The organism is Nocardioides astragali, assembly GCF_024436375.1.
GTDB lineage: Bacteria > Actinomycetota > Actinomycetes > Propionibacteriales > Nocardioidaceae > Nocardioides > Nocardioides astragali.
Genome location: NZ_JAFMZM010000001.1, coordinates 948,059 through 970,006, shown reverse-complemented (window position 1 = coordinate 970,006; position 21,948 = coordinate 948,059). Strand labels below are relative to the sequence as shown.

The following is a 21,948-nucleotide window of genomic DNA, read 5'->3' as shown; positions in this document are numbered from 1 at the left end:
CCCCGCCGCCGCGCCAGCGTTCCGCCGCCTCCTAGACTGGCGCCGTTGCCGAAGTGGTGGAACTGGCAGACACGCACGGTTTAGGTCCGTGTGCCCCCGGGCGTGCGGGTTCGACTCCCGCCTTCGGCACTCCTTGCGCGAGTCGACCTCAGGGAGGGCACGACGCGCCTAGAGTCCGCGCATGGATTCAGCGCTGACCACCGTCGGACTGCCCCTCGCCCTGGCGGTCATCATGTTCGGGCTCGGCCTCGACCTGACGATCGCCGACTTCAGGCGGGTGGCCCGGGCTCCCAAGGCGGTCGGGGTCGCGCTGGCGTGCCAGATCGTGCTGCTGCCGGCGATCTGCTTCGGCCTGGTCGTGCTCGTCGACCTGCCCGCCCTGCTGGGCATCGGGATGCTGCTGCTCGCGGCCTCGCCGGGCGGCACGACCGCCAACCTCTTCAGCCACCTGTTCCGTGGTGACGTCGCGCTGAACATCACGCTCACGGCCATCAACACGGTCATCGCGGTCGTCACGCTGCCGCTGATCACCGGCTTCGCCATCGCCTGGTTCGACCGGCAGGACGACGTCACGATGCCACTGGTCGAGATCGCCAAGGTGTTCGCCCTGATCCTGCTTCCCGTGGGGATCGGGATGCTCGTCAACGACCGGGCGCCGGGGTTCGCGCGACGCATGGACAAACCGGTCCGGATCGGATCGGCCGTGATCCTCGCGATCCTGGTCGTCGGCATCCTGCTCGACCAGGTCGAGAACGTCGGCGAGTACCTCACTGACGTCGGCCTCATCGCCGCGCTCTTCTGCGCCATCAGCCTGCTGGCGGGCTACTTCGTCCCGAAGGCCTTCGGCGTCACCGGTCCGCAGGCCATCGCCTCGTCGATGGAGGTCGGCGTGCACAACGCCACCCTCGCCATCTTCGTGGCGGTCGAGGTGCTCGACGAGGTCGAGATCTCCGTGCCGGCGGCGGTCTACTCGCTGATCATGTTCGTGTTCGCGGCGCTGTGGGGCATGTGGGTCTCGCGCCAGGTCGCGGCCCGGGAGAGCGCGTCAGTCGGCTGACGTGAGGTCGGCCGCCACGTACGGCGCGAGCTCGCGCAGCGCCCGGCCGCGGTGGGAGATCCGGTCCTTCTCCCCCGGCTCGAGCTCGGCCGAGGTGAGTCCCTCCGCGTCGTGCTCGCGCGCGACGAAGACCACGTCGTAGCCGAAGCCGCCGCTCCCCCGCTGCTCGCGGACGATCCGTCCGTCCATCCGGCCCTCGACGACGCGCTCGCTCCCGTCGGGCCGCACCCATGCGACCGCGCACGCGAAGTGGGCGCCGCGCCTCTCGTCCGGCACGTCGCGGAGCTGCTCCAGCAGCAGCTCGTTGTTGCGGGCGTCGGCCAGCTCCTTGTCACCGAGCCGCTGGCCTGCCCACCGCGCCGACAGCACGCCCGGCATGCCGTTGAGCGCGTCGACGCAGAGTCCGCTGTCGTCGGCTATGGACGGCAGTCCGGTCGCCGCCACCCCGGCGCGGGCCTTGAGCAGCGCGTTGCCGGCGAAGGTGGGCTGGTCCTCGACCGGCTCGTCGTAGCCGTCCACGTCGGTGATGCCCAGGACCTCGACGTCGGGGACGTGCTCGGCCAGGATCCGCTGCATCTCGAGGATCTTCTTGGTGTTGCGCGAGGCGAGGAAGACCCTCATGTGGCAAGCGCTTCGCGCTGGAGACGCGTCAGGTCGGCGCAGCCCTTCTCGGCCAGCTCGAGCAGCGCGTCGAGCTCGGCGCGGTCGAAGGCCGCGCCCTCGGCGGTCCCCTGCACCTCGACGAACTTCCCGTCCCCCGTCATCACCACGTTCATGTCGGTCTCGGCGCGGACGTCCTCGACGTAGGGCAGGTCGAGCCGCGGAGCGCCGTCGATGATGCCGACGCTGACCGCGGCGACCGAGCCGGTGAGCGGCTCACCGCTCAAGGCGCCGTTGGCCCGCAGGTGCGCGACGGCGTCGGCGAGGGCGACGTACGCGCCGGTGATCGCTGCGGTCCGGGTGCCGCCGTCGGCCTGCAGCACGTCGCAGTCGAGCACGATGGTGTTCTCGCCGAGAGCCCGGTAGTCGATGACGGCCCGCAGGGAGCGGCCGATGAGGCGCGAGATCTCGTGGGTGCGCCCACCGATCCTGCCCTTGACCGACTCGCGGTCGGAGCGGGTGTTGGTCGAGGCGGGCAGCATCGCGTACTCCGCCGTGACCCAGCCCAGTCCCGACCCCTTGCGCCACCGCGGCACGCCCTCTGAGGCCGACGCGGCGCAGAGGACCCTGGTGCCGCCGAACTCGATCAGGACGGACCCGGCAGCGTGGTCGAGCCAGTTGCGGGTGATGGTGATCGGGCGGAGCTCGTCGTCGGCGCGGCCGTCTTCTCGGGACGTGGCGCGGGGGGCGGAAGTCATGGCACGACCCTAGAGCCCCGGCGGGGCGAGGCCGGGTCCGGTCACCCCCGTGAGCCACCGGACCCGGCAGCAGGCCCCTCCCCCGTGGGGACCGGTTGCGCGGCCCCGACGCCGCGCAGCTCCCTCCGCGCGGTGGTAGGACAAGGGTGGAGGGCTCGTACGGCGGCCACATCGGCCGTGAGGCGGTCCCGACTGCGACCAAAGTAGGTATTCCGGTCGCTTACCCTGAACGCCGTGGAGACCCGTCCCACCCTCTCCGAGACCCAGCCCGAGCTGACCTGGGTCTCCCACGCATGGCGCTACGCGCTCTGCCTGGTGATCTCGGTGGGGGTCTGGGAGTCGGTCGCCGGCATCGAGCGTCGCGACTATCCCCTCCTCTTCACCGCCGAGCTCGTGCTGGGCGCCGCCGCCTACGTGCTCGTCTTCTTCCGTCGCCGGGCGCCCGTGCGGATCGCGCTGGCGGTCGCGGCGATGAGTGCGTTGTCGGGCATCGCGGCCGGCCCAGCCACCTTGGCCGCCGTGTCCGTGGCGACCCGCCGGGTCACCTGGGAGGTCCTGCTCGTCGGCGTCGCGAACCTCGTGGCCGCCCAGACCTACACGACCATCGCGCCCTTCGTGGACAACGACCCGGTGATCACCACGCTGGTCAACGTCGCGGTCAACACCGGGATGATGGGCTGGGGCCTCTACATCGGCTCGCGCCGCGAGATCATGTGGAACCTGCGCACCCGGGCCGAGCGGGCCGAGCGGGAGCAGGAGCTGCGGGTCGCGCAGGCCCGGTCCACCGAGCGGGCCAGGATCGCGCGCGAGATGCACGACGTGCTCGCCCACCGGATCACCCAGGTCTCCATGCAGGCGGGGGCCCTGGCGTTCCGCGACGACCTCGACGGCGACCGGCTGCGCGAGGGGCTGGGCCAGATCCAAGGGCAGGCCAACGACGCGCTGCACGAGCTGCGCGACGTGCTCGGCGTGCTCCGCGAGGACGACCCCGGACCGGTCACGGCACGACCGCAGCCGACGTACGACGACATCCCCGCCCTCGTCGAGGAGGCGCGGACCCTCGGCCTCGACATCGACTTCTCCGACGAGGTCGACGACACGACCCCGGTGCCGCACGCCACCGGCCGCACCGTCTACCGGATCGTCCAGGAGGGCATCACCAACGTGCGCAAGCACGCCCCCGGTTCGGTGGTCGAGATCCGCTCCGCGGGTGACCCCGAGTCGGGCATCACGGTGGTGCTGGCCAACCCGCTGGGCGACCGGACGACGGGCGCGCCGGGTGCCGGGCTCGGCCTGGTCGGACTGCGCGAGCGCACCGAGCTGCGCGGCGGGCGGCTCCACCAGCGCACCGAGAACTCGAAGTTCGTGCTGGAGGCATGGCTACCGTGGACAGCGTGATCCGGGTCCTGCTGGTCGACGACGACCCATTGGTCCGGTCTGCCCTGTCGCTCATGCTGGGCGGCCAGAGCGACATCGAGGTGGTCGGCGAGGCCGGCAACGGCGAGGCCGGCCTGGCGCTGGTCACCGAGCTCGAGCCCGACGTCGTGCTGATGGACATCCGGATGCCGGTGATGGACGGGCTCGAGACGACCCACGTGCTCCACCAGTCCGCCGCACCGCCGGCGGTCGTGGTGCTCACCACGTTCGACGCCGACGACCACGTGCTGCGGGCGATCGCCGCCGGTGCGGACGGGTTCCTGCTCAAGGACACCCCGCCGGGCGACATCGTCAACGCGATCCGGACGGTGGCGGCGGGCGACGCGATGCTGTCGCCGTCCGCGACGCGCAGCCTGGTCTCACGGCTGCGCAGCACCATGCCGACGGACCGCTCCTCCACCGCGGCCGACCGGCTGGGGGTCCTCACCGAGCGCGAGCTCGAGGTCGCCGTGTGCGTGGGCCGGGGGCTCAGCAACTCCGAGATCGCCTCGGAGCTCTACCTCTCGATCCCGACCGTGAAGTCCCACGTGTCCCGGCTGCTGACCAAGCTCGACTCCACCAACCGGGTGCAGGTGGCCATGGTCGTGCACGACGCGGGCCTGGTCTGAGCCCTGGCCTGAGCGTCAGACCTCGTACGTCGTCCCGGCGCGGGCGAGCTCGACCGGTCCCGACCACTCGGCGCGGGCCTCAGCCTCGGCGACCGCCGCGTCGTACCACGGCGGGACGTGGGTGAGCACGAGCCGCTCGACGCCCGCCTTGGAGGCCGTACGTCCGCAGTCGGCGCCGGTCAGGTGCAGGTCGGGCGGGTTGTCGGCGGCGCTCTGGAAGGACGCCTCGGCCAGCAGCAGGTGGGCGCCGGCCGCGGCCTCGTCGAGGGCCGGGCAGGGGCCGGTGTCGCCGGAGTAGACCAGCGTGCGGCCTCCGGCGGTGACCGTGAGCGCGAACGCCGCGACCGGGTGCACGACGGGGGTGGCCTGCACCCGGAACGGGCCCACGTCGATCGGGACGCCCTGCTCCCCGCCGTCGTACTCGTGGCTGTCGTACTCGTGGAAGGCGAACTCCTCGGTCATGCCGGGGTCGGCGGGCAGGTCGTAGGCGCGCGCCATCCGCTCGGCCGTCCCCACCGGGCCCCACACGGGGATCCGCGGTCGCGGCCCGGCGGGGTGGTACTTGCGCATCACGTAGTAGCCGCAGAGGTCGAGGCAGTGGTCGGCGTGCAGGTGGCTGATGAAGACCGCGTCGATGCCCAGTGGGTCGGCGTAGCGGTGCAGCTGGCCCAGCGCGCCGTTGCCGAGGTCGAGCAGGATCCGCCAGGTGCGTCCGTCGTGGTCCGCCTCGAGGAGGTAGCAGCTCGCCGGGGACTCCGGCCCGGGGTAGGAGCCCGAGCAGCCGACGATCGTCAGCCTCATCGGGTGGTTCACCGCAGCCCCCCGGCGAACTGGCTCGCTCCCAGCAGCTCGGAGCCGAGGAAGCGCCGACCGATGGTCGCGAAGTCCTCGGGGCTGCCGGTGGTCGAGAACGTGTAGTCGGGCTCGCCGCCCTCGCGCATCAGCCCGGTGCTCGCCAACATCTTGTAGACGTCCTTGGCGCACTCCTCCGCCGAGCTCACCAGGGTGACCTGGTCACCCATGACGTAGGAGATGACGCCGGTCAGCAGCGGGTAGTGGGTGCACCCGAGGATCAGCGTGTCGACGCCCGCCGCGGCCAGCGGGTCGAGGTAGTCGTGGGCGGCGGCGAGCAGCTCCTCACCACCGGTGACGCCCTGCTCGACGAAGTCGACGAAGCCCGGGCAGGCCCGGATGTGCAGCTCGAGGTGCGGTGCGGCGGCGAACGCGTCGTCGTACGCCATCGAGCTGGCGGTGGCCCGGGTGCAGATGACGCCGACCCGCTGGTTGCGCGTCGCGGCCGCGGCCCGGCGCGCGGCGGGGAGGATCACCTCGACGACGGGTACGTCGTAGCGCTCGCGGGCGTCGCGCAGCATCGCGGCGCTCGCGGAGTTGCACGCGATGACCAGCGCCTTGACGCCCTGGTCGTAGAGGTGGTCGAGGCACTCGAGCGCGTATTCGCGGACCTCGCCGATCGGCTTCTGGCCGTAGGGCTGGCGGGCCGTGTCGCCGAGGTAGACCACCGACTCGTGCGGCAGCTGGTCGATCACCGAGCGGGCGACCGTCAGGCCGCCGAACCCGGAGTCGAAGATGCCGATCGGAGCGTCGGCGGTCGTCGGTGGCAGCGGGGTCGGCACGCCCAAAGGCTAGGCGGTCGGGGCCACGGATGGCACGCGCCCGGCGGCGTCGCCCCCGTCACATGTCCGCGCGACGGTCGTCCTGCGGCCCGGCCCGTCCCCGGCCCGTCCCCGGCCCACCCCCGGGCCCGCGCCGTCGTTGCCTAGGCTCGCTGCGTGATGCGACGCCTCGATCCCCTCGGACCGGCCGTGGCGCTCGTGGCGTGCGTCGTCTTCCTCCTGCGCGGCTTCGACGCCGTGCTGAGCCGCGACCTGGCGCTCTACGCCTACGCGGGGCAGCAGGTGGCCGACGGGGTCCCGCCCTACGTCGGCGTGATGAACCGCTCGGGCCCGCTCGCCCACCTGGTGCCCGGGGCCGGCGCCTGGGTCGGGGATCTCCTCGGCCTGGACGACCTGTTCGCCATGCGGGCGCTGCTCCTGCTCGTCTCGGTGGCGGCCGTCTGGGCCACGTACGTCCTGGGCCGCGAGGTCTTCGGATCCCGCCCGGTCGGCGCGGCGACAGCGCTCTTCGTGGCCATGATGCCGCCGTTCGTCCTCTACGCCGTGGGCGGCCCGCGCGACAAGACCACCATGATGCTGTTCCTCATCCTGACGCTGGTCGCCGCGGCGCGGGGCCGGTGGGGCTGGGCGGGCGCCTGCCTCGCCCTGGCCACGTTGACCTGGCAACCGGTGTTCCTCCCTGGTGCCGCCACGGTGGCGGTCGCGGCGCTGCTGACCCCGGGACGTCGTGTCCTCGCCCTGCTCAGGGTCGCCGTGGCGGGCGCGGTGACGACCCTCGTCTTCGTCGCCGGCTTCGCGATCGCGGGCGCCCTGCCGGAGGCCCTGGACGGCTTCATCCGGATCCACCTGACCGCCACCTACCAACCGGGCTTCGACGACGACCCGGAGGCGGTGTGGGAGGCGCTGCGGGAGGCGTACGACTTCGCCACCTACCCGTTCGCCGTCGGACTGGTGGCACTCCCCATCGCCACGCTGCCGTCGGCGTGGCGCCTCGCCCGGCGGCGTACCCCCGATCCCCAGCGCGCCGGGGACGTCGCCCTGGTGGCGGCGGTGGCCGGCGAGCTCGCCGGACTGGCCTGGAGCTGGCGGACCTTCAACGGCTGGGCGGACGCGCTCGTGCTGGCGCCGTTCGCCGCGCTCGGGCTGGCGTGCGTCCTCGCCCTCGTGCTCCACGCGCTGCCCCGCCGCGCCGGGGCAGGGGTGGCGGCCGTGGCCTGCCTGGGACTCCTGGCGGGCGGGCTCGGCTACTCGCTCGACGACCACGATCCGGTCCTGCGCGCGCAGCGGGCCGAAGTCGCACAGGTCCTCGACATCCTGCCGGACGCGACCATGGTGTCGATCGAGGCACCGCAGCCCCTGGTCCTGGCCCACCTGGTCAACCCCACCCCGCACCAGATGTTCCGCCTCGGCCTCGAGACGTACGTCGACGACACCTGGCCCGGCGGCCTGGCCGGCTATGCCGACTGGGTCTCCCGGACGCGGCCCACCATCGTGGCGGTCGGCGGGGGCGCGCGCTACGACTGGCTGATGCCGACCCTGGACGCCCACTACGTCGAGATCGGCACGACCACGGGGTGGTACTGGTTCGTCGACCGCGACCTCGACCCGGCCACCGTGAGGAGGCTCGAGGACGCCGTCGCCGGCTGACCCGTACGACCCCCACCGCGGGCTGTGACACGATCCAGCCATGAGCACCGCCCCGACCGGGCCGTCCCCGGGCAACGGTCCGGCCGATCCACGCGACTTCACCTACTCCGTGGTGATCCCGGTGTTCAACAGCGAACCCATCATCGGCACCACGATCGACCGGACCCTCGCCGTGCTCCGTGACGCCGGGCTGCGCCACGAGCTGATCCTGGTGAACGACGGCAGCCAGGACGGGAGCTGGGCGGTGATCTCGGAGAGGGCCCGCACCACCCCGGGCGTCGTGGCGATCGACCTGCTCACCAACTACGGCCAGCACCACGCCAACGTCGCGGGCATGCGGGAGTCGACGGGCGACTACGTCATCACCATGGACGACGACCTGCAGAACCCTCCCGACCAGGTCCTGCTGCTGATCGAGCGCGCGATGGAGGGGCACGACGTCGTCTTCGGGCGCTTCGAGACCAAGCAGGCCGCGGGCTACCGGCGACTGGGGAGCAGGGTGATCGCGCTGATCAACCGCCGGGTCTTCGGCCAGCCCGCCAACCTCACCGTCTCCAACTTCCGCATCCTGCGCCGCGACGTGGTTGCACGGATCGTCGCCTCGCGCACGGCGCACCCCTACATCACCGGTCAGGCGCTGATGTACTCCTCGCAGCGGGCCAACGTCGACGTCCGCCACGACCCGCGGCCCGTGGGGGCCAGCAACTACAACCTGGTGCGCATCGTCCGCCTGGTGATGACCATCCTCTTCAGCTACTCGTCCTTCCCTCTCAGGCTGGGCTCGCTGCTCGGCTTCCTCCTGGCCGGACTCAGCTTCCTCTTCGGCGTGTACCTCGTGGCCTCCCGCCTGATGACCGACACCAGGGTGCCCGGGTGGACCAGCGTCATGGTGCTGCTCTCGATGTTCAGCGGGTTCACCATCGCGCTGCTCTCCATCGTGGGCGAGTACGTCGTACGCACCCTCAACGCGGTCAGCGACCCCGTCACCTCGCACGTGGCTGAGCTCGTGCGCGGGCCGGCGGAGCAGCCCGGGTGAGCGGGCACTTCCTGGTCGCCGGAGCCCAGCGGTGCGGCACGACGTACCTCCGCACGCTGCTCGCCGAGCACCCCGGTGTTGCGATGGCCGAGCCGGCACGGCCGGAGCCCAAGGTCCTGCTGGACCCGGTCCGCGTGGCGAAGGGGGTCGAGTGGTATCGGGCGACCTACTTCGCCCACGCCCGGGCAGGACAGCTGCTCGGGGAGAAGTCGACGAGCTATCTCGACGTCCCCGCCGCGGCCCACGCCGCCCGACAGCTGCTGGACGACCCCCTGGTCCTGGTGCAGCTCCGCGATCCCGTCGCCCGGGCCGTGTCGCACTGGTCGTTCAGCACCGAGGAGGGCATGGAGAGCCGGCCGCTCAACGAGGTCCTCGAGGCCAACCTGGCCGGTCCGCTCCCCTGGGACGGCACCGGGGCCTCCGTGTCCCCGTACGCCTACCTCGAGCGCGGCCGCTACGTGGAGCACCTGCGACCCTGGCTCGCGGAGCACGGCGACCGCGTGCGGATCCAGCTCCTGGAGGACCTGCTCGCGGTCCCGGCGGCGCTCGGCGAGACGTACGCGTGGCTGGGACTGGACCCGACCTACGTGCCCGCGACGCGGGGCGCTCCCGTGAACGCCAGCCGGGCGCACACGGCGAGCCCGCTGGAGCCTGCCCTGCGTGATCGCCTCCGTGACTACTACGCCGAGACGGACGCCGAGCTGGCCGACCTCCTCGGCCGGGACCTCCCCTGGGGATCCCACGCGCGACCGCCAGCCTGACGAGGGGAGCCAGAGAAGTGCCGATGGACGACCAGATGGACGACGAGGTCGAGTTCAACGTGCAGACGTTCGTGCCTGCAGAGCTGGACTACGTGCGGGACTCGCTGACGAGGGGACAGGCGTCCGCCAACGGCGCCTACTCGCGGCAGGTGCGCCAGCTGCTGCAGGCCGAGACCGGGGCCGCGGAGGTGCTCCTCACCACGTCGTGCACGGCCGCCCTCGAGCTGTCCGCGATGCTGCTGGACCTCCAGCCGGGCGACACCGTGATCGTCCCGTCCTTCTCCTTCACCACCACCGCGCTCGCGTTCGTGCGGCAGGGTGCCCGGCTGCTCTTCTGCGACATCGAGCCCCGGACCCTGGGCCTGGACCCGCGCCACGTCGCCGAGCTGCTGGCCGACCCCGTGCACGGCCCGACGGTCCGTGCCGTGGTGGTGGTGCACTACGCCGGCATCGCGTGCGACGTGGCGGGCATCCGCGAGGCGCTGGCCGAGCGTCCTGACGTCGCACTGGTCGAGGACAACGCCCACGGCCTGTTCGGTCGGTGGCGCGGCGAGCCGCTCGGCTCGCTCGGTCGCTTCTCGACCCTCAGCTTCCACGAGACCAAGAACATCAGCTGCGGCGAGGGCGGCGCCCTCGTGCTCAACGACCCCGCCGACGTGCCGCGCTCGTGGGTGCACTACGACAAGGGGACCGACCGGCAGGCGTTCCTGCAGGGACAGGTGGACAAGTACTCCTGGCGCGACACCGGGTCCTCCTTCGGCCTCGCCGACCCGCTCGCGGCGATCCTGCTGGCGCAGGTGGAGGAGCGCGACGTGATCCAGGGGCGCCGGCGCGCGGTCTTCGAGCGCTACCTGTCCGGTCTGTCCCCGCACGCGGACGCCCTCGGGCTCGCGCTGCCCGACGTGCCGGAGGACCGGGAGCCGGCCTACCACCTCTTCCACGTGCTGCTCCCGGAGGCCGAGCGACGCGGGGAGGTCATCGCGGCGATGAAGGCGAGGGGCGTGCCCACGGCCTTCCACTACGTGCCACTGCACGACTCCGACGGCGGTCGCCGGTTCGCGGCCGCTCCTGGGGAGTGTCCGACCTCGACCGACGTCAGTGCGCGGCTGCTGCGCCTGCCCTTCCACCAGGAGCTCGAGGCGTCCGACTGCGACCGGGTGATCGCCGCGCTGGTCGACGTGCTGTCGGGGATGTGAGGCGCGTGCGTCCGGTCGAGCAGCCCGGCTCGTCCTCGATCGACGATCCGACCTACTGGTGGTTCGCCGCCCGCAACGACCTGCTGCGTGCCGCGCTCGAGCGCTGGGTGGGCCGGCCCGAGCGCGTGCTCGACGTCGGCAGCGCCGACGCGCCGAGTGCTGGCTGGCTGCCGCAGTCCGGCCGGGTCGCCGTGGACCTCGACCCGCGGGGGCTGGTCGCGGGACGCGATGCCTGCGCGTCCGCGCTGGCCCTGCCCTTCCGCGACGCGTCGTTCGACCTGGTCGCCGCGTTCGACGTCATCGAGCACTGCGAGCCCGAGGCCCGGGTGGTCGAGGAGCTGGCACGCGTGCTGCGGCCGGGCGGCCGGCTGCTGGTCTCAGTGCCCGCCTACCAGTGGGCCTGGAGCGACCACGACGTCCGCGCCGGACACCACCGCCGCTACACCCGGCGCCGCCTCGTCGCAGCCATCGAGCGTCAGGGACTCCAGGTCGAGCGGGCCACCCACGCCTTCGCGCTGGTCTTCCCGATGTTCGTCGCGGAGCGGGTCGTACGACGGCTGCGTCCGCCCGACCCCGGAGCAGGGAGACTGCCGCGTCCCGCACCAGCCGTCGACCGGCTGCTGCGTGCCCTGTGCCGGACCGAGGCCAGGCTGATCACCCGACGCGACCTGCCCTGGGGGTCGTCGGTCCTGGTGGCCGCGGTCAAGCCTGGCTGAGCGCCGAGCGCGCCCGGTGGCTGCCGACGACGAGCAGCAACCACGCCGATCCGTGGGCCACGACGAACGCCGTGGCGATCGTCGTGGTCGGGCTCCCCGGCGCGGCGACGAGGACCGCCCCTGCAGGCACGAGCGCGAGCAGCCAGGCGACCAGCGTGCGCTCCGGGTGGCCGTGCGCGAGCAGCACGACGCCCTGCACCAAGGTCGCGAGCGCGAGGACCGACCCCACCGCGAGCGCGATCGACACCCCCTGCTCGACGCGTACGTCGTCCCCGAAGACGAGCCTGACCAGCCATGGCCCGGGCCAGGCGCCCACCGCGGCGCCGAGGGCCGCGCCCACCACGGTCGCGGCGAGCAGCGCGCGCTCGACCCGCGCCAGGCGGTCGAGCCGCTTCTGGTCGACCAGCCGGGCCAGCGCACCGGTGGCCTGGGCGACCTGGCCGAGCAGCACCGTGTAGGGCGCCCGGTAGAGCGCCAGGGCCGCGAACAGGACCGTGACCTCCGTCGGCGAGCCGCCCAGCACGGCGAGCAGCACCGGACCGCCGGTGAGCACCGCCTGCGCCACCACCTGGGCGCCCGCCGCGCCGCCCAGGAAGGTCCCTGTCGACCCCGGGCCGTCAGCCCGCACGGCGGGACCGGTGTCCCTCGTCCGCCACGCCGAGCCCCACGCGGCACACGCGGCGTACCCGACCAGCAGCGCGGCCCCGTAGGCCGCCGGGTCGTCCACGTCCAGCACGACCAGCACCATCGCCGCCACGCACCGCACCAGGTTCTCGGCCACCAGCACGGCCCCCACCGCGGCGTAGCGCCGCCGTGCGGCCAGCAGGCCTCGTGCGACGCCCATGCCGGCCGCGCCGACGCCCACCAGCGCGATCAGCAGCGCGAAGCGGGCGTCGCCGGCGAACAACGGCTCCCGCAGCAGCCAGGCGGCCACCCCGCTGAGCACGACCACCACCGCCACGAGCCGCGCCGGCGTCGCCCACGCGGCCCGGACGGCGTGCTCGCCGGACACCGCCGCGGTGCGGGTGATCCAGTGCTGCACCGGGAACGTCAGCCCCGCCGCGGCGAACCCCCAGTAGGACCACAGGACCGCGACGGGCGCGGCCTCCGCAGCACCGAGCCCGCGCGTGCTGGTGGCGAAGAAGACGTAGGCGAGCAGCCCCGACAGCACCGAGCCGGCGGCCAGGCCCGACGCGGCCCGCGACCTGGAGGACGATCTGGGGGTGGGCATCGCACGGATTCTCCCAGAAGCGAGCACCGACGATCCCCGCCGCACTCCGGCATCGGGTTAGGGTCGCCGGGTGCTCCGCCGATCCTCCGCCGCCGTGTCCCTCCTCTCCCTGCTCGCCTCCGCGGGCATCGTGCTGGCCGGCACCCCGGCGCCCGCGCAGCTCCCGTCCAGCGTCGACGAGCCCAGAGTGGTGCGTGCCGCCGAGGCCGACTCGGTGCTCGCGATCTCCATCGACGGGATGAGCGTCGCTGCCGTGCGCAAGCTCGGCCGCAAGCAGCTGCCGAACCTCCACCGCTTCATGCGGGCCGGCGCCTCGACGACCAACGCTCGCACCGCGCGCGAGATGACGGTGACCCTGCCCAACCACACGGGCATGGTCACCGGCCGCCGCATCGACGCCGCCTCCGGTGGTCACGGCGTCACCTGGAACGACGACCGGCCCACCCCGAGCACCGTGCAGGCGGCCGCGGGCCACGACGTCGCCTCGGTCTTCACCGCGGTCGACGCGGCCGGCGGCTCCACCGCGCTGTTCGCCGCGAAGACGAAGTTCAGCCTGTGGCAGCGGTCGTGGCCCGACGCCATCGACCGCACGACCATCGACCTCGACAACTCCGCGCTCGTCGACGAGCTCGTCGCCGACCTCGCCCAGGACCGCGACTTCCGCTTCCTCCACCTCGCGCTGCCCGACACCGCCGGCCACGCGCACGGCTGGATGTCGCGCCCCTACCTGCGCGCGGTGCGACAGTCCGACGCCCTGGTCGGCCGGGTCGTGAAGGCCGTCAACGCCGACCCCGTCCGCGGGGCCGGCACCACGATCCTGCTGACGAGCGACCACGGCGGCCGTGGCGCGGCGCACAAGAACCCCCGCGTCCTCGACAACTACCGCATCGTCTTCATGGCGCGTGGTGCGGCCGTCGATCGAGGGGTCGACCTCTACGACATCAACCCCGCCTACCGTGACCCGGGCACCAGCCGGACCACGTACGGCATGCGGCGACCGCCCGTGCGCAACGGCATGGTCGCCAACCTCGCGCTCGACCTGCTCGACCTGCCTGCCGTCGAGGGCAGCGAGCTCGACGCCGAGATGGACCTGCGGCTCACCGCTCGCTGAGCCCGGGCTCAGCGGATGGCCGTCGCCTCCCAGGGCAGCGGCCACGGGTTGAAGCGGCACCCGCCGGTGCCCTTCGACTGCTGCATCATCACCGGCGCCGGCCCACCTCCGGCCGGGCAGGACGCGTGGCCACGCCCGAGCCAGTGCCCGGTCTCGTGGTTGACCACCAGGTGCCGGTAGTCGCGCAGTGAGCGTCCGGCCGCGTTCCACGCCGGTGAGGCGTGCTTCCACCGCTCCTGGTTGATGATCACGAAGCGCCCCACCCGGCACGACCAGGTCGGCGAGCAGGTCGGCGAGAAGGTCGGTACGGCGCGCGCCGCGGCCAGCACGAGGGTGAAGTCGCCGCCCCGGCGGACCCGGCGGAACTCCACGCCGCCGTAGCGCCAGCCCCGCGGGTCCTCGAAGGTCTCCTGCGCCTGGCGCCGGAAGACCTCGACGGAGGTGGTGACGGCACCGCGGGTGATCACCGAGTAGGTGACGTGCCGGCGTACGGGGATCGTGTAGCCCTCGGCGGTCGGCTGGTCCGGGGTCGGCGTACGACGGTGGTCCCGCGCGTCGTGTGCCGCGGCAGGGTTGGTCAGCTGCGTCATGACCAGCGCGGCGAGCAGGACGAGGACGCGAACGACCCGAGGCATGCGGGGAGCCTAGACGTCCGGCTCTGACGACTCGACTGGCCCAAGCACGCACTTCACCGGAGCACGCCCGCGGCCCCGCCGGCATCAGCTCAGCGGGGTGCGGGGCGGGGTCATGGTCGGTCGGGCCGCCGGCTTGGTTCTGGTGGCGGGTCGAGTGGGGTGGTCCCGTCGGCGTCGCGGCGGTAGCGGTGGCCGTGGGGGCTGGTCCACTCGAACTCGCCGGGTCCGATGACGTCGTAGTGCCAGGCGGTGTGGGTCTTGAGGCGGTGGTGGAACCGACAGAGCGCGGCGAGGTTGGGCGTCAGGGTGGGGCCGGGCTGGGGTCTGCCTTCGGTGTCGGCGTCGTGGTCGTACTCGATGACGTGGTCAACGTCGCAGCCACGCGCCGGTCGAGTGCAGAACGGGAACACGCAGGTCGTGTCGCGGAGAATGACCTGCTCGCGGATCCGGTCCGGGATCTCGTAGCCGGGCGCCTCGAGGTGAGCGTTGAGGTCGATGACGGGCTGGACCGTCACCTTCGTGCGGGAGTCGCCGCACCAGGCCCGGACCTGCTCCAGCAGCACCAGCCGCTGACGCTCCTCGAGCCGCCCGGTCGGACCGAACACCGTGTCCCCGTCACCGACGGAGCGGGCGTCGAAGTGGGCGTGCAGCACGACTTCTCGCGCGACCGGCAGGCCGTCCGCGTCGCGCGTGCCGGTGTTGCCTTGGGTGTGGAGGTCGAGCGCGGTCTGCGTCCGCGCGAGGTCACCGAGGGCGGCAGCCCTTCGGGCGTCGAGGGACTCCGTCGAGCCGAGAGCCTTCCTCAGCTCGGCGCCGTGGGTCAGGACGCGGTCCACGTCGAAAGCGTCGGCCAGGTCGACCTCCGCCTCGATCCGTACGGTGCCAGCGAAGTGGACGTCCTCGTCGTGGACCGTGACGTGCCGCGGGTCCACCGAGAGGTAACCGTCCTCCGGGTCCGCCGCCGGATCGTCGGCGGCGAGCTCGAAGCGCTTGATGGTCTCGGCGACCAGCCGGTCGAGCTGGGCGGGCCCGACACGTCCGGCCACGGCAGCGACCTGGGCGTCGACCCACCCGGCCGCCTCAGGAGTCAGGGACGGGGTGGCGTGGATCGTGGCTTCGGCCACCATCCGGGCCCGCCACGGTGCGACCCGACCCGACTGGACCTGCGTCCACAGGCGAGGGAGCCGGTGCCGCAGCTCCAGGGCGTGCCCGATCAGCCGTTTCGCCGACACGGTGGAGATGCCCAGGACGGTGCCGAGCTCGGCGACGCAGAACTCCGCGACGGTGGGGCAGCCCTCCCCGGCGATGGGTTCCTCGACCTCGAGACTGATCCCGCGGCCACTGGTGAACGTGGCCGCGTGGTGGATCGACTCCGGCGGGTGCAGGTCGGCCCACCGGGCCGCCAGGTCGAGCTGACGGGCAGCGGCGGCGTCCTCGACGGCGCGGGCGGAGCGGATCGAGGCGAGCAGAGCAGCGGGACCCAGGTCATCGACCTCGGTCCCGGGCCCTGCTTCCAGCGTCTCGATCATGTGTTCGAGTGTAGAGAAACCCACTGACACTCGACCCCGCCCGTGAGTCCAGGAAACATCAAGCTTCCCGCGCTCCGGGCGTGGTTTCGAGGCTCGCTCCGCTCGCACCTCATCCACCGAAGACGGGGGCACGCGGGCGACCACGTCTTGGCCTCCACGCCTCGGCTCCTCGTCAGGCCCAGAGCTGACCGTCGAGGCGGTCCTCGGCCTCGTCGACGGTGCCCTCGTAGGCCCCCGTGGAGAGGTACTTCCAGCCACCGTCGGCGACGACGAACGCGATGTCGGCCCGCTCCCCGGCCTTGACGGCCTTGGCTGCCTGGCCGAGCGCGGCGTGCAGGATCGCACCGGTGGAGATGCCGGCGAAGATGCCCTCGAGCTCGAGCAGCTCGCGCACCCGGCGTACGGCGTCGCGGGGGCCGACGGAGAACCGTGAGTCGATGAGCGAGGCGTCGTAGAGCTCGGGCACGAAGCCCTCGTCGAGGTTGCGCAGCCCGTAGACGAGCTCGCCGTAACGGGGCTCGGCAGCGACGATGCGCACGTCGGGCTTGGTCTTGCGGAAGAAGCGAGAGACGCCCATCAGGGTGCCGGTCGTGCCGAGGCCGGCGACGAAGTGGGTGATCTCGGGGAGGTCGGCGAGCAGCTCGGGGCCCGTGCCCTGCTCGTGGGCGAGCGCGTTGGCGTCGTTGCCGTACTGGTAGAGCATCACCCAGTCGGGGTGCTCCCCCGCAATCTTCTTGGCGACCCGGACGGCCTCGTTCGAGCCGCCCGCGGCCGGTGAGGAGACGATCTCCGCGCCCCACATGCGCAGCAGCTGGCGCCGCTCCTCGGAGGTGTTCTCGGGCATCACGCAGACGATGCGGTAGCCCTTGAGCTTGGCCGCCATCGCCAGCGAGATGCCGGTGTTGCCGCTTGTGGGCTCGAGGATCGTGCAGCCCGGACGCAGGGTGCCGTCCTTCTCCGCCTGCTCGATCATCTTGAGCGCGGGCCGGTCCTTGATGGAGCCGGTCGGGTTGCGGTCCTCCAGCTTGGCCCAGATGCGTACGTCGGGCGCGGGCGAGAGCCGCGGGAGCCCCACGAGCGGGGTGTTGCCGACCGAGGCGAGCAGGTCGTCGTAGCGGGCCATCAGCCGGAGATCATCCTCCGGCGACGGCCGGCAGCACCACGACCTGGTCGCCGTCGGCGAGCTCGGCCTCGAGACCGCCGATGAAGCGCACGTCCTCGTCGTTGACGTAGACGTTGACGAAGCGGCGCAGGTCGCCGTTCTCGATCAGCCGACCCTTGATGCCGGGGTGGTTGCCCTCGAGGTCGTCGATGAGCGCGGTGAGCGTCGACCCGTTGGCCTCGACCGCCTTGGCTCCGTCGGTGTAGGTGCGAAGGATGGTGGGGATGCGGACCTCGATGGCCATCAGGCTCTGCTCCTCATGAGTGGGGGCTCTCTTGCTGGGGCTTGTGGGCGGGCGTGATCGCGACGTCCTCTTCGGTCACGACACCGTCGATGATTCTGTAGGACCTGAACTCCACAGGGCCGTCACTATTCCCGCCGTCCTCGTCGAAGCACTCGCGGGTGCTGACGAGCACGTAGTGGGCGTTGGGCTCGCTGGCCAGCCCGATGTCGGTGCGACTGGGGTAGGCCTCGGTGGCGGTGTGCGAGTGGTAGATCACGACGGGCTCCTCGTCGCGGGCGTCCATGTCCTTGTAGAGCGCCAGGAGCTCGGTGGAGTCGAACTCGTAGAAGGTCGGGCTGCCCGCCGCGTTGACCATCGGGATGAACCGCTCGGCCCGGTCACTGCCCTCGGGGCCCGCGACGACGCCGCACGCCTCGTCGGGGTGGTCGCGCTTGGCGTGCGCCACGATGGCGTCGTACGTCTCCTGGGCGATGGTCAGCACGTCCACAGGGTAGGCAGGAAACCGGTGCGACCCGGCGCCGTCTCAGCACGTGCACCCGTCACGCCCAGATGGCTGCCGGGATGCCGTCGGAGAAGACCTCCGGGGTCGCGGGGAACGACTCCGCGACACCCAGGTCGTGCCGCGCGGCCGACCAGGCAGCAGCACAGGCGTCGAGCAGGTCGTCCTCGGCGAACCCCGCGCCGCGGAACCACGGCGGTGCCAGGATCCCGTGGGCCGCCAGGGCCTCGCGCCGCGCCCGGACACCGGCTTCGTCCTTCTTCCGCGCCACGACCGGGGCCCCCGTCATCCGCGCGAAGCTCACCTCGGGATGCACCTCGATGACCCGGACGCCAGGCCCGGATCGCACCCATGCGTCGACCTGCAGGACCTTCTCGCGCAGGGCGTACGCCTGGGCGCTGACGCTGGTGCGACCGTCCGTGGCCGCGAGGTTGGCCGCCCTCCCCTCCTCGTAGGACGCGGCCTCGAGCGCGGCGCGGACCGGTGTCGAGAAGACCGACGACGACTTGCCGGCGAGGACCCGGCGGGCCTCGGCGTCGGCGAGGCGACCGCCGGCGTCGGGGAGGCCGATGGGGATGTCGATCGCGACGACGCTGACCTGCGTGGTCTCCCCCACGAGCTCCAGCAGCTCGGAGATCGAGCGGGCGACGTAGACCGCCGGTCGACCCTCGGGGCCGAGCAGGACGCCGACCCACCCACCGGCGCAGGCGTCGACGCCGAGCACGGGACGGTCGGGGCGGAGGGGCTCGGGGGCCCGGCGAGGCACGGGCTCGTCGTGGCCGGTCTCGGGCGTCGTGACGAACCGCGCCTCGCGCTCCCCGCTCAGCGCGGCATCGATCCGCGCCAGCATGACGTCGCTCATCGGTGGCGGGTCGTCGACCGGCCACCACCGCACGGCGGTGGACTCGTCGTCGCCCACGTGGGCCTCGCCCTCGAGCCAGGTGCAGGCGAAGGTGAGGTCGAGGTAGGCGGCGCGGTCGCCGTTGACGTGGACCGTCTCGGGGTGGGCGCGCGTCGCGGCCAGCCTGTCCACCCGGACGCGTACGCCGGTCTCCTCCCGCACCTCGCGGGCGGCGGCGACGGCGGGCTCCTCACCGGGGTCGACGATTCCGGTGACGGGCGTCCACCGGCCGTCGTCCGACCGCTCGACAAGCAGCACCTCGTCGCCGCGGCGGACGACCGCGGTCACCGCCGGCAGCCACAGCGGGTGGTCCCTGCCGATCTTCTCGCGGATCGCGAGGATGAAGTCGGGGATCGGGCTCATCCGGCCCTCACGAGGTCAGCGCCTCGACGACGCTCTCCTGCAGGTAGCCCACCCACTCGTAGATGTCGTGCGCCTGGGCGCGCGGGTCCTCGTCGGGCAGCGAGTGCCAGTAGGCCTCGTCGCCGGCCTCGACGCCGAGGCGCGTCGCCAGTGCCAGCCGGATGTCGGTGAAGGCGCGCATCCAGGCCTCGGCGTCGGCTCGGGTGAGCTCGACGTCGATGACCAGGCCGTCCTCGGTGAGCTCGGACGGCAGGCCGGCGTCCTCGAGGGTGTCGATGATCAGCCCGGCCGCCGCGGCCTTGCCGTCGCGCAGGCCGCCCTCGGTGAAGCGGCGGAAGTCGGCCGCGGCCTCGTCGTCGTCGGGGTAGGCCGTCGGGAAGAGCCGCGCCAGCACCGGGTCCTCGGGAATGGTCGAGGCCCCGGAGAACTCGGACATCAGCGCCTCGAAGGGATCCGCGGTCGGCCCGGGCGGCTCGGCCCGCTCGTTGCGCAGCAGCTCCACCATCTGGGAGGCCAAGGACCGCAGGAGATCGGCCTCGAAGCCGGTGAAGGTGGCGATGACCCGGTCGGACTTCAGGTGGTGCTCGAACCCGCTCACCTCAGGAGGCCTTCTCCATGGTCGCCCACAGCCCGTACTCGTGCATCGCCTGCACGTCGCGCTCCATCTCCTCGCGGGTGCCGGTGGAGACGACCGACTTGCCCTCGTTGTGGACCTCGAGCATCAGCTTCTCGGCCTTCGCCTTCTCGTAGCCGAAGTAGGTCTGGAAGACGTAGGAGACGTAGGACATGAGATTGACCGGATCGTCCCAGACCAGCGTCACCCAGGGCTTGGCCAGGAAGGTGATCTCATCGGGGGTGAGGGTCGGCTCGACCTCTGTGGGACTGGCGGCTGACACGGCTCCATCGTGGCACAGTGTCGGTCGTGATGAGCTCAGCGGCGCTCCTGACCGACCACTACGAACTCACCATGGTCCAGGCCGCGCGGCAGGCGGGCACGGCCGAGCGGCGCGCGGTGTTCGAGCTGTTCCCGCGCCGTCTGCCGGAGGGTCGCCGCTACGGCGTCGTGGCCGGGGTGGGGAGGGCACTCGACGCGATCGAGTCGTTCCGCTTCGATGCTGCGGCGCTCACCTCGCTGGAGGGCGTGGTGGACCCCGACATGCTCGAGTGGCTGGCCTCCTACCGCTTCTCCGGCGACGTGTGGGGCTATCCGGAGGGCGAGGCCTACTTCCCATACTCGCCGCTGCTGGTCGTGGAGGGGACCTTCGCCGAGGCGGTCCTCCTCGAGACCGTCCTGCTCTCGATCTACAACCACGACTCGGCGATCGCCTCGGCCGCGTCCCGGATGACCCTGGCCGCGGGGGGTCGCCCCTGCATCGAGATGGGCTCGCGCCGCACGCACGAGGAGGCGGCCGTCGCCGCCGCGCGGGCGGCGTACGTCGCCGGCTTCGACGCGAGCAGCAACCTGGCCGCGCGGGCGAGGTACGGCGTGCCGACGACCGGCACCGCTGCCCACTCCTTCACCCTCCTCCACGACGCCGAGGCCGACGCCTTCCGCGCCCAGGTGCAGGCGCTGGGCGTGGGCACGACCCTCCTGGTGGACACCTACGACGTCCCCGAGGCGGTGCGCCTCGCGGTGGAGGTCGCCGGCACCGGCCTCGGTGCCGTGCGCCTCGACTCCGGCGACCTCGGCGAGATCGCCCGCGAGGTGCGCGAGCAGCTCGACGGCCTCGGCGCGACCGGCACCCGGATCGTGGTGACGAGCGACCTCGACGAGCACGCGATCGCCGCACTAGCCGCGGCGCCCGTCGACGCCTACGGCGTCGGCACGCAGCTGGTGACCGGGTCGGGGCACCCGACGTGCGGCTTCGTCTACAAGCTCGTCGCCCGCGAGGGCGAGGGCGGGGAGCTGGTCTCGGTGGCCAAGAAGTCGTCGGACAAGATCTCGATCGGAGGTCGCAAGTACGCCCTTCGCCGCCGCTCGCCCGACGGCACGGCGGAGGCCGAGGTGGTCGGCATCGGCGAGCCGCCGGAGGACGACGGTGACGACCGTTCGCTGCTGGTCCCGCTGGTCGAGGCGGGCGAGGTCGTGGGCCGCGCCACGTTGGAGGAGGCACGCACCCGCCACCGCGCGTCGCTGGCCGAGCTGCCGCGCGCGGTCACGATGATGTCGGCCGGGGAGCCGGTGATCCCGACGCTCCACGTCGGCGCCTGACGCCAGGCCCTCTCCCCCGCTAGCCTCGTGGGCATGGCACGAGCCTTGATCGTGGTCGACGTCCAGAACGACTTCTGCGAGGGCGGGTCCCTCCCCGTGGCCGGTGGTGCCCGCGTGGCCGCGGACATCGGCGAGCTCCTGCACCGGTGGTCCTCCCAGGAGGCCGGCGCGCCGGCGTACGACGTGGTGGTGGCCACCAAGGACCACCACATCGATCCGGGCGACCACTGGTCGCTCAAGCCCGACTTCGCCCAGTCGTGGCCGGTGCACTGCAAGGTCGGCACCGAGGGTGCCGGCTTCCACCCCAACCTCGACCCGCAGCCCTTCGACGAGGTGTTCTACAAGGGCGAGCACCAGGCGGCCTACTCCGGCTTCGAGGGGCGTACGTCGTCGGGCGAGCCGCTCGCCGACTGGCTGCGCGCACGCGCGGTGTCACAGGTGGACGTGTGCGGCATCGCGACCGACCACTGCGTGCGCGCGACCGCGCTCGACAGTGCCCAGGAAGGATTCGAGACCCGGGTGCTCACTGCGCTCTGCGCCGGGGTCGCCGAGAACACCACGGCCGCCGCCCTCACCGAGATGACGAGCGCCGGCGTCGAGCTGGGCTGAGG

Annotated in this window: 24 protein-coding genes and 1 tRNA gene; 12 read left to right on the top strand and 13 right to left on the bottom strand. The window is 72.5% G+C overall.

The features are described 5' to 3' along the window. Window positions 1-47: 47 nt before the first annotated feature. A tRNA-Leu gene (locus J3P44_RS04745) sits at window positions 48-129 on the top strand. Between the two features lie 52 nt (window positions 130-181). Next, the gene (locus tag J3P44_RS04740; protein ID WP_255889077.1) at window positions 182-1,057 is read left to right on the top strand and encodes a bile acid:sodium symporter family protein; all 876 of its coding nucleotides are present in this window, start codon (window positions 182-184) and stop codon (window positions 1,055-1,057) included. Here the strand turns inward: J3P44_RS04740 and rdgB are convergent. After that, window positions 1,046-1,678 carry an RdgB/HAM1 family non-canonical purine NTP pyrophosphatase gene (gene rdgB / locus J3P44_RS04735; RefSeq protein WP_255889076.1) on the bottom strand — a complete coding sequence of 211 codons (633 nt, stop codon included), beginning with the start codon at window positions 1,676-1,678 and terminating at the stop codon, window positions 1,046-1,048. The two genes, J3P44_RS04740 and rdgB, sit on opposite strands and share 12 nt — an antisense overlap. Then, the gene (gene rph / locus J3P44_RS04730) at window positions 1,675-2,415 is read right to left on the bottom strand and encodes a ribonuclease PH (RefSeq protein WP_255889075.1); all 741 of its coding nucleotides are present in this window, start codon (window positions 2,413-2,415) and stop codon (window positions 1,675-1,677) included. The genes rdgB and rph overlap by 4 nt, the downstream gene beginning before the upstream one ends. Window positions 2,416-2,649: 234 nt before the next feature. Between rph and J3P44_RS04725 the strand changes: the two genes are divergently transcribed. After that, entirely contained in the window at window positions 2,650-3,813 is a 1,164-nt protein-coding gene (locus tag J3P44_RS04725) for a sensor histidine kinase (RefSeq protein WP_255889074.1), read from the top strand. Beyond that, complete coding sequence (locus J3P44_RS04720; protein WP_255889073.1) at window positions 3,810-4,460, top strand: response regulator; 651 nt, start codon at window positions 3,810-3,812, stop codon at window positions 4,458-4,460. Before J3P44_RS04725 ends, J3P44_RS04720 begins: the two co-directional genes overlap by 4 nt. A gap of 15 nt (window positions 4,461-4,475) precedes the next feature. On the opposite strand, the gene J3P44_RS04715 is transcribed toward J3P44_RS04720, so the two are convergent. Further along, window positions 4,476-5,261 (bottom strand): MBL fold metallo-hydrolase, encoded by a 786-nt coding sequence (locus tag J3P44_RS04715; protein WP_255889072.1) that lies wholly within the window; start codon window positions 5,259-5,261, stop codon window positions 4,476-4,478. 8 nt (window positions 5,262-5,269) lie between these two features. Next, on the bottom strand, window positions 5,270-6,094 hold the full coding sequence (gene murI, locus J3P44_RS04710) for a glutamate racemase (RefSeq protein ID WP_255889071.1): 825 nt from the start codon (window positions 6,092-6,094) through the stop codon (window positions 5,270-5,272). A gap of 156 nt (window positions 6,095-6,250) precedes the next feature. Between murI and J3P44_RS04705 the strand changes: the two genes are divergently transcribed. Genes J3P44_RS04705 through J3P44_RS04685 form a run of 5 tightly spaced genes read left to right on the top strand, consistent with a single transcriptional unit; the run spans window position 6,251 to window position 11,450 of the window. After that, window positions 6,251-7,741 (top strand): hypothetical protein, encoded by a 1,491-nt coding sequence (locus J3P44_RS04705; RefSeq protein ID WP_255889070.1) that lies wholly within the window; start codon window positions 6,251-6,253, stop codon window positions 7,739-7,741. A 40-nt stretch (window positions 7,742-7,781) separates the two neighbouring features. Further along, a complete protein-coding gene (locus J3P44_RS04700) occupies window positions 7,782-8,777 on the top strand; it encodes a glycosyltransferase family 2 protein (RefSeq protein WP_255889069.1) in 996 nt (331 codons plus the stop codon). After that, window positions 8,774-9,538 (top strand): sulfotransferase domain-containing protein, encoded by a 765-nt coding sequence (locus tag J3P44_RS04695; RefSeq protein WP_255889068.1) that lies wholly within the window; start codon window positions 8,774-8,776, stop codon window positions 9,536-9,538. The genes J3P44_RS04700 and J3P44_RS04695 overlap by 4 nt, the downstream gene beginning before the upstream one ends. Window positions 9,539-9,561: 23 nt before the next feature. Continuing rightward, window positions 9,562-10,734, top strand: a complete 1,173-nt coding sequence (rffA, locus tag J3P44_RS04690) for a dTDP-4-amino-4,6-dideoxygalactose transaminase (RefSeq protein ID WP_255889067.1) — start codon at window positions 9,562-9,564, stop codon at window positions 10,732-10,734. Window positions 10,735-10,739: 5 nt separating this feature from the next. Next, window positions 10,740-11,450, top strand: a complete 711-nt coding sequence (locus tag J3P44_RS04685; RefSeq protein ID WP_255889066.1) for a class I SAM-dependent methyltransferase — start codon at window positions 10,740-10,742, stop codon at window positions 11,448-11,450. Here J3P44_RS04685 and J3P44_RS04680 read toward each other — a convergent pair. Beyond that, on the bottom strand, window positions 11,437-12,681 hold the full coding sequence (locus tag J3P44_RS04680; protein ID WP_255889065.1) for a polysaccharide biosynthesis protein: 1,245 nt from the start codon (window positions 12,679-12,681) through the stop codon (window positions 11,437-11,439). The genes J3P44_RS04685 and J3P44_RS04680 overlap by 14 nt on opposite strands. A 70-nt stretch (window positions 12,682-12,751) precedes the next feature. Here J3P44_RS04680 and J3P44_RS04675 point away from each other — a divergent pair, with 70 nt between their 5' ends. Beyond that, window positions 12,752-13,792, top strand: coding sequence for an alkaline phosphatase family protein (locus J3P44_RS04675; protein WP_255889064.1), 1,041 nt, complete (start codon window positions 12,752-12,754; stop codon window positions 13,790-13,792). 8 nt (window positions 13,793-13,800) lie between these two features. Here J3P44_RS04675 and J3P44_RS04670 read toward each other — a convergent pair whose 3' ends face one another. The 8 genes from J3P44_RS04670 to clpS all read right to left on the bottom strand — a co-directional run bounded on the left by J3P44_RS04670 (window position 13,801) and on the right by clpS (window position 20,021). Then, the gene (locus tag J3P44_RS04670) at window positions 13,801-14,427 is read right to left on the bottom strand and encodes a DUF3152 domain-containing protein (protein WP_255889063.1); all 627 of its coding nucleotides are present in this window, start codon (window positions 14,425-14,427) and stop codon (window positions 13,801-13,803) included. 110 nt (window positions 14,428-14,537) lie between these two features. After that, a complete protein-coding gene (locus tag J3P44_RS04665; protein WP_255889062.1) occupies window positions 14,538-15,956 on the bottom strand; it encodes an HNH endonuclease signature motif containing protein in 1,419 nt (472 codons plus the stop codon). A gap of 172 nt (window positions 15,957-16,128) precedes the next feature. After that, window positions 16,129-17,079: a PLP-dependent cysteine synthase family protein gene (locus tag J3P44_RS04660; RefSeq protein ID WP_255889061.1), complete on the bottom strand. Its 951-nt coding sequence runs from the start codon at window positions 17,077-17,079 to the stop codon at window positions 16,129-16,131. A gap of 10 nt (window positions 17,080-17,089) precedes the next feature. Continuing rightward, entirely contained in the window at window positions 17,090-17,362 is a 273-nt protein-coding gene (locus tag J3P44_RS04655) for a MoaD/ThiS family protein (protein ID WP_255889060.1), read from the bottom strand. A 13-nt stretch (window positions 17,363-17,375) separates the two neighbouring features. After that, window positions 17,376-17,843 (bottom strand): M67 family metallopeptidase, encoded by a 468-nt coding sequence (locus tag J3P44_RS04650; protein ID WP_255889059.1) that lies wholly within the window; start codon window positions 17,841-17,843, stop codon window positions 17,376-17,378. A 58-nt stretch (window positions 17,844-17,901) separates the two neighbouring features. Continuing rightward, entirely contained in the window at window positions 17,902-19,125 is a 1,224-nt protein-coding gene (locus tag J3P44_RS04645; protein WP_255889058.1) for a DUF429 domain-containing protein, read from the bottom strand. Between the two features lie 7 nt (window positions 19,126-19,132). After that, window positions 19,133-19,723, bottom strand: coding sequence for a DUF2017 domain-containing protein (locus J3P44_RS04640; protein ID WP_255889057.1), 591 nt, complete (start codon window positions 19,721-19,723; stop codon window positions 19,133-19,135). Between the two features lies 1 nt (window position 19,724). Then, window positions 19,725-20,021: an ATP-dependent Clp protease adapter ClpS gene (gene clpS, locus J3P44_RS04635; RefSeq protein ID WP_255889056.1), complete on the bottom strand. Its 297-nt coding sequence runs from the start codon at window positions 20,019-20,021 to the stop codon at window positions 19,725-19,727. A gap of 29 nt (window positions 20,022-20,050) precedes the next feature. On the opposite strand from clpS, the gene J3P44_RS04630 reads away from it, so the two are divergent. Both J3P44_RS04630 and J3P44_RS04625 read left to right on the top strand, forming a co-directional pair. Continuing rightward, on the top strand, window positions 20,051-21,337 hold the full coding sequence (locus J3P44_RS04630) for a nicotinate phosphoribosyltransferase (protein ID WP_255889163.1): 1,287 nt from the start codon (window positions 20,051-20,053) through the stop codon (window positions 21,335-21,337). Window positions 21,338-21,370: 33 nt separating this feature from the next. Continuing rightward, on the top strand, window positions 21,371-21,946 hold the full coding sequence (locus J3P44_RS04625) for an isochorismatase family protein (protein ID WP_255889055.1): 576 nt from the start codon (window positions 21,371-21,373) through the stop codon (window positions 21,944-21,946). Window positions 21,947-21,948 lie beyond the last annotated feature (2 nt).